A 14,649-nucleotide genomic window follows, 5' to 3' on the forward strand; every position below is an offset into this window, starting at 1 on the left:
GGGTTCTCCGTCAGGTTGCGGGCTTCCAGGCGCGGGCGCCTCGGACATCTCGCAGTTCTCGTCGCACGGGTCGGCGGGCCTTCAGAGCGCCGCGCGCGCCGCCTCCCGGGCACGTTCGACGACGGCGGTACGCCGCTCCCAGTTGTCATGCCGGTCGATGCGCGCCTCGGTGAGGCGGAGGCCGGGAGTCCCGGATCCGGCGCCCAGCGGCGGCTTCGGATCCTCCGCGAGCGCCGCCCTCAGTTCGGCGACCGACGCGACGGGACGGTGGGGGATTCCGGCGGCGGCGGCAACCGCTCCGAGGTCGACGGGCTGGGGCATGACGACGAAGGGGGTGAACGGCGGGTCGTGCTCGCGAATCGGGAGCATGTGGAAGATCCCGCCGCCGCGGTTCTGGATCACGACGATGTGGAGTCTCGCACCGTCGGGACGCCGGGCGAGGAGCGCCCCCGCGTCGTGAAGCAGCGTGAGATCCCCGACGAGGGCGACGGCGGGCCGTCCCGAGGCGGCCGCGGCCCCGAGCGCCCCGCTCACGTTCCCGTCGATGCCGCTGGCGCCACGGAACCCGAGAGCGCGGAGGGGCCGGTCCGTCGGACGCGCGAAGGCGTCCACGTCACGGATGGGCATCGAGTTGCCGATGAACCAGGGGGTCCCTTCCGGTAGCGCCTCCGCCACGGCCGCGGCGATGGCCCCCTCGAACCAGCTGTCCGCCAGCGCGGGCGCGACCGCCGTCCACGCCGCCGCGTCGATCTCCCGCCACCGGTCGGTCCACTCGGGTTCCGCCTCCCCCGCGCCGGAGGATGTCGCCCCGGCGAGCGTGGCGGCCGGATCGCCGGTGAGCGGCCGGGAGTTCGTGGCGAGGTGGTCCCGCCACCGGTGCGCCGCGTCGAGGACGACCTGGGGCGCGTCCCCGTGCCGCTCCAGGTAGCGACACACCGAGGCGGAGGTGGGCGCGCGGCCGATCCTCACGACGAGGTCGGGGCGCAGCGCCGCGGCGATTTCGGCGTCGCCGAGGCAGAGGTCCGCGCTCCCCATCGTCCAATGGCGGGCGCCGGCTCCGAAGCGGGCGCCCGAGAGCGGATCCGCCACCAGCGGCGCGCCCGTCCGGGCCGCGAGCGCGAGCGCGGCGACCCCGATCTCGGGACGGTGATTCGGGCCGCACACGAGCAGGGGTCGCCGCGCGGCGCGCAGGAGCGCCGCCAACTCGGCCCCGGCGTCCGGCACCGGCGGACCGGGTTCGCCGGGAGGCGCCTCCGGGTCGGGCAGACGGGCCTCGAGCCCGGGCGGCACGTCGCCCGGCGCCCGGGTGGGCTCGAGCGGCCTGGCGAACTGCAGGTTCAGGTGGGCCGGCCCGACCGGCGCCCCGGTCGCGGCACGCCAGGCCGCCTCCACCGCGGCGCCCAGCCGGGCGAGCCCCGCCTCGCTCGCTTCCGGGAGTGCGACATCGATCGACAACCGGGGATAGCGCCCGTAGAGGTCGACCTGGTCGATGGTCTGGTTCGCGTCCGTCCCGCGGAGGCTCGCCGGCCGGTCCGCCGTGAGGGCAAGCAGCGGAATCTCGCTCTGACTCGCCTCCACCACCGCGGGGTAGAGGTTGGCCGCCGCGGTCCCCGATGTCGTGACGACGGTGGCCGGACGGCCGCTCTCCGCGCCGATCCCGAGCGCGAAGAAGGCGGCGCAGCGCTCGTCCACGTGCGGGTGGACGACGAAGCGCCGGTCCGCGGCGAACGCCTCGACCAGCGGTGCCGACCGGGAGCCGGACCCGACGCAGACGTGCGTCACTCCGAGGCGAGCCAGCCGGTCGGCCAGCGCGCGCGCCCACAGCGTGTTCCGGTTGGGGGCTGTCCGACCCGTCCCGCTCACGGCACTCGCTCGACCCCGAGCGCTCCCAGCATCGTCTGCAGCTTCACCCGGGTCTCGTCCCATTCGGCGCGGGCGCGGGAGCCTTTCACGATCCCCGCGCCGGCGTAGAGCCGCAGGAGGGGACCCCGGCAGACGGCCGACCGCAGCGCCGGGGCGAACTCCCCATCCCCGCGGTCGTCGAACCAGCCGACCGGCCCCGCGTACCACCCCCGGCCCACCGGTTCCTCGGCCCGAATCAGCTTCAGCGCGGCGGAGCGCGGATCGCCGCACACGGCGGCGGTCGGATGGAGGGCCTCGACGAGCGACAGGACGTGGGTCCCGGGCGGCGTCTCCACCTCGAGTTCGGTCCGCAGATGCTGGATGCGGGGGAGGCGCAACAGAGCCGGCTCCGAGACGTCCTCCACGGCCCGCATCCCCGCCGCGCGGAGATGCCTGATGATGTCCTCGACGACGATGAGATGCTCCTCGCGGTTCTTGCCGCTGTGCAGCAACTGGCGCCCGAGCCAGGCGTCCGAGACCGGGTCCGCGCCGCGCGGCGTCGACCCTCCGACGGCCATGGTGCGGAAGCGGACGCCCCGCAGCGATCCGATCAGTTCGGGGGCGGCGCCGACCAGGAAGCGATCGCGCGCGAACTGGATCAGGTACAGGTGCGCGATCGGATTCGCGCTCCGGAGGGCGGAGAGGACGGCGGCCGAATCCGGCGGTTCGGAGAGTGTGATGTCGAGCGGGCGGGCGAGCGCGGCCTTGCGGACGCGGCCGGACCGGATGCGCTCGAGGATCCGTTCGACGCCCAGCCGCCAGCGTTCGGGGCCCACCGGTTCGTCGAAGGCCGTGGCCGGGGGGACGGGGCCCGGTCCGGCGCCCCGGCGCTCGAGGTCGGCGAGTTGCTCCCGCGTGCGCGTCGCCCGCTTCCGCAGCCCGTCGATCGCCTGGTCGCCGGGAACGGTGGCCGCGAAGCGGCGCGTCACCGTCAGCCGGGCGCCGCGGTCATCCGTCTCCACCTCGTACGCGGGCAGCACGAAGCGGGCGGCCGGGAAGACATCCCAGAAGCCGGGCTCGCGATCGCCGGCCGGCCGCGGGTCGAAGGCGAAGCCGCCGTGCAGGCGCGGCCGGCGCGATTCGCCGTCCAGGTCGTGAACCCAGCGCGCCGCGAACAGCCGTTCGGCGCGCTTCCGCGTCCACGCGATCACATCCCCGGCCGAGGGCGGCGGCTCGCCCTCCCGGCTGTCGATCTCGGCCGCCGTCGCCGCGTGCGCGATCCAGTGCGGGCCGCTCTGCCAGAAGCCGCGCACGCGAATCGGCGTCGTCGCCAGCACCGCCTCGGGCTCGAGGCTCGGCAGGCGGAGCGTCACGCTGGCGAAGTAGCCCTCCCCCTCTTCCCGCACGGACTCCGCCGTCGCGGGCTCCGACTGGCGGCGGGAGTACTCGATGGTCTTCACGCCGCGCTCTCGATCTCGCACGCCGTCCGGTGCGCGACGGCATGAAGTTCCGCGGTCAACTCCGGGGTCGCGGCGTAACCGCCGGAGAGGAGCAGCGCGAGCGGCAGACCCTCGCCACAGATCGTCCCGATGACGATCCGGTCCCGTCGCTCGAGTCCGGCCCGCGTGAGGGCGAGGCGGCCGAAGTGGTCGCCCGCGAGGACATCGACCCCGCCGAGATAGAAGACGAGATCCGGCCGCGACCGCGCCAGCGCTTCGGGGAGGAATCTCAGCAGCGCCTCCTCGTATTCGTCGTCTCCCGTCCCGTCGGGCAGCCCAATGTCCAGATCCGACGGCATCTCCCGGAAAGGGTAGTTCCCTTCCCCGTGCATCGAGAAGGTGAAGGTATCGGGGTCGGCGGCGAACACGGCGGCGGTCCCGTTCCCCTGGTGGACGTCGAGATCGATCACGAGCACGCGCCGGATCCAGCCGCCCCGCCGCAGCATCCGGACGGCGACGCCCACGTCGTTCAGCACGCAGAACCCCTCCCCGCGGTCCGGAAAGGCGTGGTGCGTGCCCCCGGCCAGATTCGCGGCCACGCCGTCCTCGAGCGCCATCCAGGCCGCGTTCACCGTTCCCCGCACGGCGAGCCGCGACCGCCGCACGAGAGCGGGCGACCAGGGGAGCCCGAGGCGCCGCACCTCCGCGCGGTCCAGCGTGCCGTGCCGGAGCCTGGACAGGTAGGCCGGGGTGTGGACGAGCGCCAACTCCTCCCACGAGGCCTCCCCCGGCTCGACGACATCCGCCGGGGAGATGAGCCCGTCCCGTTCCAGAATCGCGCGCAGCGCGGCGAACTTGCCCATCGGGAAGGCGTGTCCGTCGGGCAGTGGCACGGTGTATCCGGGGCTGTAGTTGACCCTCATGCGCGGCGCCCCGTGTCCTGGGACCCGCTCAAAAGAGCCGGAACTGGAGACGAAGGAGGCGGCCCGGCCGGGGCAGCCCGCACTGATCGAACACCGCCGCGTCGGCCAGGTTGTCGAGCGACAGCGAAGTCTGGAGCGTGCCCATGGGTCCTCCGACGGCGAATTCCCGGCTCACCACGAGATCGAGGCGCGTCGTGGGGTCGAGCGCGACATCGCGCCCGAGATCCGGATCGACGCAGAACTGACGGCCGACCGCCTCCACCGCGGCCCGCACCCGGAGCCCGGCGGGAAACGGTCCCGCGACGTGAACCCCGCCCGCGACCCCCGGCTGGTACTCGGGGCGCGGACTCAGCCCCGGCAACCGCTCGTCCGTCACGTTCACGTCCTGCCAGGTCAGATCGCCGCCGAGGGAAAACGCCCCCCACCGCGCGTCGGCGAGGAGTTCCAGCCCCGTCGCGTCCACCTGCCGGCGGTTCTCCCTCCGAAACCGGCCGTCCCCCAGCCCCGTGCGCGCGATCGCGTTCGAGAAACTCTGGAGGAAGAGGACGGCCTGCGCCTCGACCTCCGCCCCGAACGCATCGACGGTCGCGGTCACGCCCGTCTCCAGGGCGCGCAGCGCCTCCGGCGCGAGGTTCGGGTTGGGAACGAAGCGGCCGAGCGCGCCCGAGTACAGCTCGCGCAGCGACGGGAAGCGCACGCGGCGGCTGGCCCCCATGTGGAGCCGAACGCGGCGGCCGACCTGGGCCGAGCCCCCGATGCGCGCGCCCCAGTCGTCGATCGCCTCGCGGGCCTGCCGCCCGCCCGTCTCCGGCGTGCTGCCGCGGTCGAAGCTCGCCCCGAGGCTGATGCGGACGCCGGACCAGAACCCGCCGCCCGCCTCCGCGAGCGGGAACTCGGCCTCTCCCCCGAGGCTCAGCAGACGCTGGCGGAAGACCGAGCGGTCCCCGGGCACGAGCCGCTCCACGTGCCGCGTCTCCGCCCACGTCAGCGCACTCCGCAGCACGCCCGTCCCGAGTTCGTGGTCCGACAGCGCACGCAGCGTGAGCGTGCGGTCGTCCGCGAACTCCTGCCCGACGATCTCCTCGTAGGCCAGGGTGTCGAACTCGTCGATCTGCGCGTTGCCCGCGTCGACGCCGATGCTGACCTCGAAATCCCCCGTCCCGAGCGGCGTGCGGCCCCATGCGGTGCCCGCCGAGACGGTGCCCACGAGCCGCTTCGTGTCGGGGATGCGCCACCGGCGGGGGCTCCGGATGTGAAGCTCCGGAGGCACCCCCTTGGCGGCGCGATAGCCGAAGGTGGACATCGACACCCAGGCGCCCGCCTCCGATTCGTACCGGCCGGTGAAGAAGGCGCTCGCATGGTCGAGGTCGCTGTTCAGACGCCGCTCCGGGTCCGCCCCGGCCGGCTGCGTCACGCCCCCGGGAAGGGGCACGCCGTCGCGCGAGCGGTAGCCGCCGCCGGCCTGCACCGAGAGCCCGCCCGCGCCGGAACTCCAGGTGCGGCCCAGGCGCACCCCGCCGAACATCGCCCCGGTCGCGTCCACGCCGCCCTGAACCCCGTTGAGCCGCCGGGCCGGGTCCACACTGCCGTGGCCGATCTCGATCGAGACCACGCCGCCGAGGACGTTCGGCCCGTGCAGGACGGAGGAGATGCCGCGGAAGAGTTCGACCTCGTGCGCGGCCTCGATCGGGATGAGCGACAGGTCCGTGCGCGCATCCCAGCCCAGCGTCAGCGGCACGCCGTCGACGAGCACCGCGAGCTGGCGCGACTCCATCCCGCGCAGGGTGAGTTGGGCCTCGCCGCGCGAGTTCTCGCGCACCTGCACGAACGGCAACTCGCGCAGCGCCTCCTCCAGCAGCGGGACCGCGGCGATGCGCGGGGACTGGAGGCTGAGGCGCACCGCGCTGGCGCCGGAGACGCTCGCGATCGGCCGCATCGCCTCGATCCGAAGTTCCCTCATCTGGAACACGGTCGTGTCGCGCGGCAGCGTGTCCGGCACCTGTCCGGCGACGCCTCCCGGCCCGCCCGCGCACACGACCGCAGCCGCCAGCCACTGCAGGAGTCTCCGTCTCATCCGCCTTCGCGCGCCTCCGCCTCTTCCACCCGAACCCTGTCGACCTTCCGTCCCCGGATGGACGCACAGAGGGCGAGTATCGCTGCGACCGCCGAGGCGATCCCCACGATGTCGCCGAAGCGAACGTACACCGTCAGTCCGTCCGTCGTCTCCACATCGGCCACGAAGGCCGCCGGCTCGAAGAGTTCCGTTCGGTGGGAGACCCGGCCCAGCGGATCCACGATCATCGACACCCCCGTGAGCCCCGACCGCGCCGACCCCATGCGGGTCTCGATCGAACGCATGACGAGGTGCGCCGGGTGCTGCCACAGCGCGCTCGAACGGCTCCACCACGCGTCGCGGCCGTACCAGGAGTCGTTCGTGATGTTGACGAGGAAGTCCGCCCCGTTCCGGCGGAAGTGCCGCGCGAGCGGGGAGAAGATCGACTCGTAGCAGATCATCGTCCCGTAGGCCGCGCTTCCCCGCTCGGTCGAAATCTCGATCGGCGACTGCCAGCTCCCGATGCCCAATCCACCCATGTAGGGTATGCGATTGAGCCATTCCGGCGGCACGAAGGGGACCCGCTCCACCAGCGGCACGACGAAACGCTTGTCGTACCGGTTGACGAGGCCGTCGCCGGGGCGGAAGTGGTAGGCCGAGTTGAACCGCTGGTATCTCCCGGGGCCGAGGTCGTCCCCTCCGCGCCCCCCTACGACGACCTCCGCCTCCAGCGTGGCGACGATCCCCTCCGCCCACTCATGGGCCTCCAGCCAGCCGGGATGGGGATAGGAAGGCAGGGGATCCAGGACGGTGGCCTGCAGCATCGTCTCGGGAAAGATCACGAGGTCCATGCGCTCGCGGCCCACCCAGGGCGACGTCAGCGTCTCGGTCGCGCGCAAGGCACTGTCGGTCGCAGCGGCCGGATCAAGATCCCGCAGGTGCTGGGGCACGTTCGGCTGCACGACGCCCACCCGGGCCACGGTGCGGGTCTCGATCGTCTGCCAGCGCGCCACCGAGTACGCGATCGGCCCCGCCAGCGTGATCATCAGCCCGAGGGCCGGTCCGCGGGCCGCCCGCCACCCCCGCGCGCGAAAGGCGAGGAACCCCATCGCGATGAGGGCGTTGGCCGCCGCGAGCCAGAAGGAGAGGCCGCGCGAGCCCACGAGATCCGCCGCGCCAATCAGGATCGGGTAGCCGGAAAGGGAGTCGCCGAATTGCATCCAGGGGAAGGAGACCTCAAGCAAGTGGGCGCGCAGCACCTCTCCCGCCGTCCAGAAGACCGGGAAGACGAGATAGGGCGGCCACCGGAAACGGCTGCGGACCAGATGTATCGCGCCCGCCACCCACGACGTGAACGCCGACAGGATGAGGATGGGCGCGAGGAACGCGAACACGGCCCACCAGGTGTAGAACACGAGGGCCACGAAGAGCCAGTACAGGACGAGCGTGTAGTAGATGAGCCCGAAGAAGAATCCTCCGGTGCGCGCCTGTTTCCGCCCCTCGGCCGTTGACGGGAGTCCCTCGAGCCAGACGATGAACGGGACGAGCGCGACGAACGACGTCACCAGGAGGTGGAAGGGGGGATGGGCCAGCCCCATGAGGACCCCGCCCGCCAGCAGAGGGCCGGCCCGCTCGGGGACGACCCGGGCCCGCCAGCTCAATTTGCGCCTCCCGGCGCCGCGTCCATGGCTTCACCCGCCACGGCAACCGTGTTCTCGATATCCGCGTCGGTGTGGGCCGTGGAGAGGAACCCCGCTTCGAACGCGGAGGGGGCGAAGAACACGCCGCGCTCGAAACACGCCCGGTAGTAGCGGGCGAACAACTCCGCGTCGGCGCGCCGGGCACCGTCGAAATCGAACACGGGGCCTTCGGTGAAGAAGACGCCCCACATGGACCCGATCGCCGTCCCGCAGGCCGGGATGCCGCGGGCGCGGGCCGCCGCGAGGATCCCCTCGACGAGCGTCGAGGCCCGCCTCTCCAGCGACGCGAAGGGGTCCGTGCGCTCAAGTTCCTCGAGCTGGGCGAGGCCGGCCGCCATGCCGAGGGGGTTCCCGGAGAGCGTCCCGGCCTGGTACACGGGTCCCTCCGGGGCAACGCGCCGCATGAGGCCGCGGGGCCCGGCGTAGGCGGCGACGGGGAGGCCCGCTCCGACGACCTTGCCGAGCGTCGTGAGGTCCGGGGTGACGCCGTAGCGTTCCTGCGCGCCGCCTCGGGCGACGCGGAACCCGGTCATCACTTCGTCGAAGATGAGGAGGGCCCCCGCGCGGTCGCAGGCGTCGCGCAGCCCCTGGAGAAAACCCTTGCGGGGCGGGATGAGGCCGGCGTTCCCGGCCACGGGTTCGACGATGACGGCGGCCAACCGAGGCCCGTGCTCCGCGAACAGGGCGTCGACCGCCTCGAGGTCGTTGTACGGAGCGGTCAGCGTGAGGGCGGAGGTAGCCGCCGGCACCCCGGGCGAATCGGGGAGGGACAGGGTGGCGACGCCCGACCCGGCCACGACGAGAAACCCGTCCGCGTGGCCGTGATAGCACCCCTCGAACTTCAGGATGAGGTCGCGGCCCGTCGCGGCGCGGGCCAGCCGCACGGCCGACATCGTCGCCTCGGTGCCACTGTTCACGAAGCGCACCATCTCGACGCCGGGCACCCACGCCGCGAGCCGCTCGGCCAGTTCGACCTCGCGCGCGTGGCACGCCCCGAAGCTCATGCCATCGCGGGCCGCGCGCGTCACGGCCTCGACGACGGGCGCGGCCGCGTGTCCGAGGATGAGCGGGCCCCACGAGAGGACGTAGTCGAGATAGCCGCGGCCGGCGTCGTCGAAGATGCGCGCGCCCTCGCCGCGGGCGGCGAACAGAGGCGGGAGGCCGACCGGGCCGAACGCCCGTACGGGGGAACTCACGCCGCCCGGCATCACCGCGCGGGCCCGGCGGACCCAGTCGGACGCGCCGGCCGGCTGCCGCGGGCCCGCGCTCACCGGCCCCAGGCGCTGTCGAGCCCGAGGACGGGGAGCCCGCGCCCCGCGGCGGCCGCGGGCGCCGTCGTGGCGGCCCGGGTCGGCACCTCCCGGATGACCTCCCGCACGCGGCCGGCGAGGTCGAAGTCGGCCGCCCGCTCGATCCCTACGCGCACCAGCGAGCCGGGCGCGAGCCCCTCCGCGCCGAGGAGCACCGTGGCGCCGTCCACATCGTCCGCCTGGCTCTCGACGCGGCCGACCTGTGCCGCGCCGGGCGCCCCCTCCCCGTACAGGAGCCCCAGCACCGGGTCGTCCGCGCCGGCCGGCCCGTCGACGATCGCCGTGCGCTCGCGGCCGACCTCCGCCGCGAGCCGTTCGCCGCTCACCGCGCGCTGGACTTCCAGCACCTCCTCGAGGCGTTCCCGCGCGACGCCGGCGGGCACGTAGTTCTCCTCCATCGCGGCCGCGCGCGTCCCGTCCTGGGGCGAGAACGCGAACGCCCCCAGCCGGTCGAAGGAGACCTCGTCCAGGAAGTCCACCAGCTCCCGGAACTCGACATCGGTCTCCCCGGGGAAGCCGACGAGCACCGTCGTCCGCAGCGTGAGCCCGGGGATCGTGTCGCGGAGCCACGCCATCTTCGTCCGCAGCGTGGCGGCTCGCTCCGGCCGGCGCATCCGATATAGGACCGTGTCGCTCGCATGCTGGATCGGCATGTCGATGTAGGAGAGGAGGCGGGCTTCGGACGCCATCAGCTCCACGAGCGGCTCGCGCAGCCCCGCCGAGTAGATGTACAGCAGCCGGAACCACGGGATCGACGTCTCGCGCAGGAGCGCCTGCACGAGCGTCGCGATGTCCGTCCCGTCCCGGCGCTCGCGGCCCCAGTGGGCGAGGTCCTGGGCGACGAGGTTCACCTCGACCGCACCCTGCGCCTCGAGGCGCTGCGTCTCGGCGACGAGCCGCTCCAACTCGAAGGAGCGGTGCTTCCCGCGCCACAGGGGGATGGCGCAGAAGGCGCACCCGTGATCGCACCCCTCGCTCACCTTCAGGTAGCGCACGTGCCGGGACGCGACGGGGATCCGCTCGCCCGGATGCACGCCTCCGGCCGGGGCCGGAGTGTTCAGCAGGCCGCGGGCGCGCAGTTCGGGCACGAGCCGGTCGAGGTCGCGCAGGCCGAGCAGGAGGTCGACCTCGGGGAGGGCCTCCTCCAGCTCGTCGCGGTAGCGCTCGACCATGCACCCCACCGCCACCACGCCGCGGCACGATCCATCGCGCTTCAGGCGACCGGCCTCGATGAGCGTCTCGATGGACTCTTCCTTCGCCGCGTCGATGAACCCGCAGGTGTTGACGAGGATGACCTCGGCGTCCGCGGGGCTGGTGCGCTCCGCGCCGTGGCCGACGAGTTCCGCGAGCAGGCGCTCGGAGTCGACCGTGTTCTTGTCGCAGCCGAGGCTGATGAGTCCTAGTCGCATCGGATGTCGTCGGGGAAGATCTGCACCCCGGAGGGGGGCGCGTACGCGAACAGCGAGGGAGCGATCGGCGCCTGCGGTTCGATCCGCGTGAGCGTCACCGTACGCACCGTCTCGTTCTCCTCCCGGACCCGGAAGCGGCGGACGTAGTGATCGGCGACCCCGATCCAGAGGCGCACCTCCACGTATCGCGCGGGAAGCTGTCGCGGCGTCAGCGCCACGACCCGGGTCTCCGTCCCCTCGATCGCCTCGACCCCCGCGTCCACCGCGTCGTAGCGGGTCCTGGCTTCCGCGAGCAGTCGGCCGAGGATGTCGATGGTGCCGAGTTCGACCCCCTCCTCGAGGCGCGAGACCATGACCTGGTCGTGGAGCGAGGGCTCGTAGAGCCACAGACAGGACCCGTCCGCGATGTAGATGTCGTCCGCCGGGACCTCGAAGTCCATGCGGAAACGGTTCCGGCCCGCCTGGTACCACATGCCGTGCCCCTCGCGCGTCCGTCCGAGCAGCGGGTTCTCGATCCGCTGTGAGAAGGCGGCGCGAAGGCGGTCGAGCCCGGCGTAGGCCGCGTCGGCGAGGGCGAGCAGCGAGTCGACGCCCACCTCGCCGGGCCCCGGGTCGGCCGGCGACGGGTCGGACGGCCCCGGGTCGGGGGGCGGCGCCGGGTCGGGGGGCGGCGCCGGGTCATCGGCGGCCGGTTCGCGCGCGGGCATCGGGTGGCTCCCGGCGGCCGGCTGGCTCCCGGTGGCCGCGGCGGCCTCGCGCGCCGGTTCGGGCGCCTCCGCGCGCCGTCCGAACTCGGCTTCGAGCCGGGCGCGCGCCTCGGCCTCGGCGGACGAACTACGGTCGGCGCAGCCCGCGGACAGGCCGGCGACCAGCGCCGCGGCCGCCAGAATCCGCCCTTCCCGGTGCCTCATGCCTCGTCGACCGTCCCTTCGTCCAGATCCGTCAGCGTCGCCAGCACCTCGCGGGGTTTGGACCCCTCCGCGGGTCCCACGATCCCGGCCGCGTGCAACTGGTCGATGATGCGCGCCGCCCGGCCGTAGCCGATCCTGAGCCGGCGCTGCAGAAGGCTGGTCGAGCCGGCGGAATGCGAGATCACGATCTCCGCGGCCTGGCGGAACAGCTTGTCGCGGTCCCCGGCGCCTTCGTTCGACACCCCGCCACCTCCATCCTCTTCCTCGATTTCCTTCAGCATGTCGAGGATGTCGCGCTCCGCAGCCGCTTCGGCCGCGGCCTCGGCCGCGGCGCGCGCCTTCGCCTGGGCCCGGTACCAGTCCAGCAGGCGTTCGGTCTCCTCCGAGGAAATGTAGGCACCCTGGATGCGGACGGGGTCGGACTCGCCGGGGGGCAGGAAGAGCATGTCTCCGTTCCCGAGCAGACTCTCCGCCCCGTTCATGTCGAGGATCGTGCGGCTGTCGATCTTCGACGCGACCCGGAAGGCGATGCGGCTCGGGATGTTGGCCTTGATGAGGCCGGTGAGGACGTTCACCGAGGGGCGCTGCGTCGCGAGCACGAGGTGGATCCCCACCGCCCGCGCCTTCTGGGCCAGCATCGCGAGCGGGGTCTCGACCTCGGACTGCACGGTCATCATGAGGTCCGCGAGTTCGTCGATGATGAGCACGATGTAGGGGAGCGGGCCTTCCTCATGGGGTGGCGGCTCGTCGGCCATGCCCCGATTCGGCAGGAACACCTTGCGGCCGCCCTCGATCCGGCCGTTGAATTCCCCGATGTTCCGGCAGCCGTTCGAGGAGAGCAGCCCGAACCGCCGCTTCATCTCGTACACCGCCCACTTGAGGACGGACGCGGCTTCGTCGTTGTCGGTGATGACCGGATGGCGGAGGTGGGGCAGGTCTCCGTAGACCGACAGTTCCACCATCTTGGGATCCACCATCAGGAGGCGCATTTCGGCCGGGACGTAGCGGCAGACCAGGCTCGTGATGAGGGCGTTGATGCACACCGACTTGCCGGATCCCGTCTGGCCGGCGATGAGGAGGTGCGGCATGCGGGTGAGATCCGCGCACACGGGCTTTCCGGAGAGGTCGCGTCCCAGCGCGAGCGGCAGCTTCTGGCGCCCCCGCCGGTAGGCCGGGCTCTCGAGTACTTCGCGCACGAGGACCATCTCCGAGGCGGGGTTGGGGACCTCCACTCCCACGGCCCCCTTGCCGGGAATCGGCGCCACGATCCGGACGGATGGAGCCTTCAGGGCGAGCGCGATGTCGTCCGCCCGGGCGGAGATCTGTCCCACCTTCACGCCGGGGGCGGGGACGACCTCGAACTGCGTCACGACGGGGCCGGTCGTCCAGCCTCCGATTTCACCGGCGACGCGGAAGGTCGCCAGCTTCTCGATGAGAATCTCGCCCAGGCGATCGAGGTCGCGCACGCCGAGACCGCTCCCCTGCCCCTCCGGTTCGTCGAACAGGTCGAGGGGCGGGAGGTCGCGGGAGTCGGGATCGCCGAACTCCTCGAGTTCCGGGACGGGGGACGGATCATCCGCCGCGCGGTCGCGGTCCGGCTTCGCCACCGGGTCGCGGCCCGGCTTCGCCGCCGCGCGCGTCGTCTTCCGCTTCGCGGGCCGGCGCGTCTTTCGGGCCTCGCGGGGCGGATCCGGTCTCGCGGGGGGACTGGGGGCCCGGGACGACCGTTCCTGCCGGAATCGGCCGGCGAGGAAGCGGCCCAGCCCGCGGGCGCCGCGCCCGCTTGCGACCAGGCCGCGCCCGGTCGCCCGCCCTCCCGCCGCCACCGCGCCGGCCAGCGACCAGCGCATCGTGACGACGAGGGTGAGCACGAGCACGCCCGCGCCGATCAGCGATCCGCCGACCCGGCCGAACAGCATTTCGAGACCCCGCCCGGCGTTGTCGCCCAGCCAGCCCACGGAGGGGGGGGACGCGTCGGGCCGCGGCGCCATGAGCCAGAACAGCGCGGGGAGAGTGAGGAGGAACACGAGGGAGAGGATCGTCCCGCGCACCGCCCGCCCTCGGCCGCCCCAGCCGAGGAAGTACCCGCCCCAGGCGAAGGCCTGAATCGCGAGGAGTGCGGCGAGGGGCCCGAGCGCGACGTCCAGCGCCCCGTGCAGCCGGCGGCCGGCGTTCCCGATCCAGTTGTTCTCGGGGCCGACAAGCGCCGGGGAGACGAGCGCGAACGCCACCAGCAGGCCAAGCAGGATCAGCGCGGCGCCCAGCACCTCGCGCCGTTGCCGTTCATCCACCATCACACGTCCTCCTCCCCACCCTCGCTGCCCGTGGCAAGACAAGGGCGCCGTCCCGCCAGACCGGCACGGCCGTGAGATCGTCTACGGTCGCGCAGGCCCGGAGGTCGTCCGCCCGGCCGATGGCGCGCAGGGCTCGCCCGGCCGCGGTGCGGGCGAGGCCGACCGCGGTCGGCGGTCCCAACTCGGCGGAGAGCGCCTGCGCGGCCCGCGCGCCATCGGTCAATGTAGCCCCCCCGACCGTCTGGACGAACCGCGTTACAAGATGGCCCGCGCACCACGCGTCGTCCATGCTCACGCGGCCTCGCCGCCCGGCGCAAAGGATCGACACGCCGCACCCGCCGCGGGCCGCGTCGCCCGCCACTGCCCGCGCGACCGCCCCGACGTTCCGGAAACAGCCGAGCCGCACGGCCCCCGCGTCACGCACCGCCTCGACCGCGGCGGTCCCGTTCGTCGTCGTGAACACGAGCGTCCGCCCGGCGACCGTCGCCCGGTCGAACTCGCCGGGCGCGTTGCCGAGGTCGAACCCCGGCGGCGGCACCCCCTCGCGCTCCCCGCACAGGAGCGAGCCCTCCGTGCGCGCCGCGGCTTCCCTCGCCGCCACGACGGTGAGGGCGGGAATCACCCGTTCGGCCCCGGCCGCGAGCGCCGTCGTGATGCTCGTCGTGGCCCGGATCACATCGATGACGACCGTTGTACGGGCACCTGCCCGAACGGACGCGAGTTCCCCGGGGAGCCACAGGACGTCGATCGCGCTCACGGCGGACCGCC

The 14,649-nt window shown here is 73.2% G+C and carries 10 protein-coding genes; all 10 read right to left on the reverse strand.

Annotated features, from left to right (window positions below; genetic code table 11):
* Nucleotides 1-81: 81 nt before the first annotated feature.
* Genes menD through ACPXY0_RS09340 form a run of 10 tightly spaced genes read right to left on the reverse strand, consistent with a single transcriptional unit; the run spans nt 82 to nt 14,638 of the window.
* Entirely contained in the window at nt 82-1,863 is a 1,782-nt protein-coding gene (menD, locus tag ACPXY0_RS09295; protein ID WP_423930523.1) for a 2-succinyl-5-enolpyruvyl-6-hydroxy-3-cyclohexene-1-carboxylic-acid synthase, read from the reverse strand.
* Complete coding sequence (locus ACPXY0_RS09300) at nt 1,860-3,302, reverse strand: isochorismate synthase (protein WP_423930525.1); 1,443 nt, start codon at nt 3,300-3,302, stop codon at nt 1,860-1,862. Before ACPXY0_RS09300 ends, menD begins: the two co-directional genes overlap by 4 nt.
* Complete coding sequence (locus ACPXY0_RS09305; RefSeq protein ID WP_423930527.1) at nt 3,299-4,204, reverse strand: histone deacetylase family protein; 906 nt, start codon at nt 4,202-4,204, stop codon at nt 3,299-3,301. The genes ACPXY0_RS09300 and ACPXY0_RS09305 overlap by 4 nt, the downstream gene beginning before the upstream one ends.
* A gap of 28 nt (nt 4,205-4,232) precedes the next feature.
* A complete protein-coding gene (locus ACPXY0_RS09310; RefSeq protein WP_423924227.1) occupies nt 4,233-6,278 on the reverse strand; it encodes a TonB-dependent receptor plug domain-containing protein in 2,046 nt (681 codons plus the stop codon).
* A complete protein-coding gene (lnt, locus tag ACPXY0_RS09315; protein ID WP_423924229.1) occupies nt 6,275-7,918 on the reverse strand; it encodes an apolipoprotein N-acyltransferase in 1,644 nt (547 codons plus the stop codon). The genes ACPXY0_RS09310 and lnt overlap by 4 nt, the downstream gene beginning before the upstream one ends.
* The gene (gene hemL / locus ACPXY0_RS09320) at nt 7,915-9,228 is read right to left on the reverse strand and encodes a glutamate-1-semialdehyde 2,1-aminomutase (RefSeq protein WP_423924231.1); all 1,314 of its coding nucleotides are present in this window, start codon (nt 9,226-9,228) and stop codon (nt 7,915-7,917) included. The genes lnt and hemL overlap by 4 nt, the downstream gene beginning before the upstream one ends.
* Complete coding sequence (gene rimO, locus ACPXY0_RS09325) at nt 9,225-10,676, reverse strand: 30S ribosomal protein S12 methylthiotransferase RimO (protein ID WP_423924233.1); 1,452 nt, start codon at nt 10,674-10,676, stop codon at nt 9,225-9,227. The genes hemL and rimO overlap by 4 nt, the downstream gene beginning before the upstream one ends.
* Nucleotides 10,667-11,587 (reverse strand): LolA family protein, encoded by a 921-nt coding sequence (locus tag ACPXY0_RS09330; RefSeq protein ID WP_423924235.1) that lies wholly within the window; start codon nt 11,585-11,587, stop codon nt 10,667-10,669. The genes rimO and ACPXY0_RS09330 overlap by 10 nt, the downstream gene beginning before the upstream one ends.
* Nucleotides 11,584-13,881, reverse strand: a complete 2,298-nt coding sequence (locus ACPXY0_RS09335; RefSeq protein WP_423924237.1) for a DNA translocase FtsK 4TM domain-containing protein — start codon at nt 13,879-13,881, stop codon at nt 11,584-11,586. Before ACPXY0_RS09335 ends, ACPXY0_RS09330 begins: the two co-directional genes overlap by 4 nt.
* A complete protein-coding gene (locus ACPXY0_RS09340; protein ID WP_423924239.1) occupies nt 13,871-14,638 on the reverse strand; it encodes a 2-phosphosulfolactate phosphatase in 768 nt (255 codons plus the stop codon). The genes ACPXY0_RS09335 and ACPXY0_RS09340 overlap by 11 nt, the downstream gene beginning before the upstream one ends.
* Nucleotides 14,639-14,649: the final 11 nt, after the last annotated feature.

This window comes from Candidatus Palauibacter sp. (genome assembly GCF_965237495.1).
In the GTDB taxonomy this organism is placed as follows: domain Bacteria; phylum Gemmatimonadota; class Gemmatimonadetes; order Palauibacterales; family Palauibacteraceae; genus Palauibacter.

Bases quoted from the DNA above. Each gene is read 5' to 3' on its own strand.
- rimO (WP_423924233.1), bottom strand. From the start codon at position 10,676: ATGCGACTAGGACTCATCAGCCTCGGCTGCGACAAGAACACGGTCGAC.
- ACPXY0_RS09310 (WP_423924227.1), bottom strand. From the start codon at position 6,278: ATGAGACGGAGACTCCTGCAGTGGCTGGCGGCTGCGGTCGTGTGCGCG.
- ACPXY0_RS09335 (WP_423924237.1), bottom strand. From the start codon at position 13,881: ATGGTGGATGAACGGCAACGGCGCGAGGTGCTGGGCGCCGCGCTGATC.
- ACPXY0_RS09330 (WP_423924235.1), bottom strand. From the start codon at position 11,587: ATGAGGCACCGGGAAGGGCGGATTCTGGCGGCCGCGGCGCTGGTCGCC.
- ACPXY0_RS09305 (WP_423930527.1), bottom strand. From the start codon at position 4,204: ATGAGGGTCAACTACAGCCCCGGATACACCGTGCCACTGCCCGACGGA.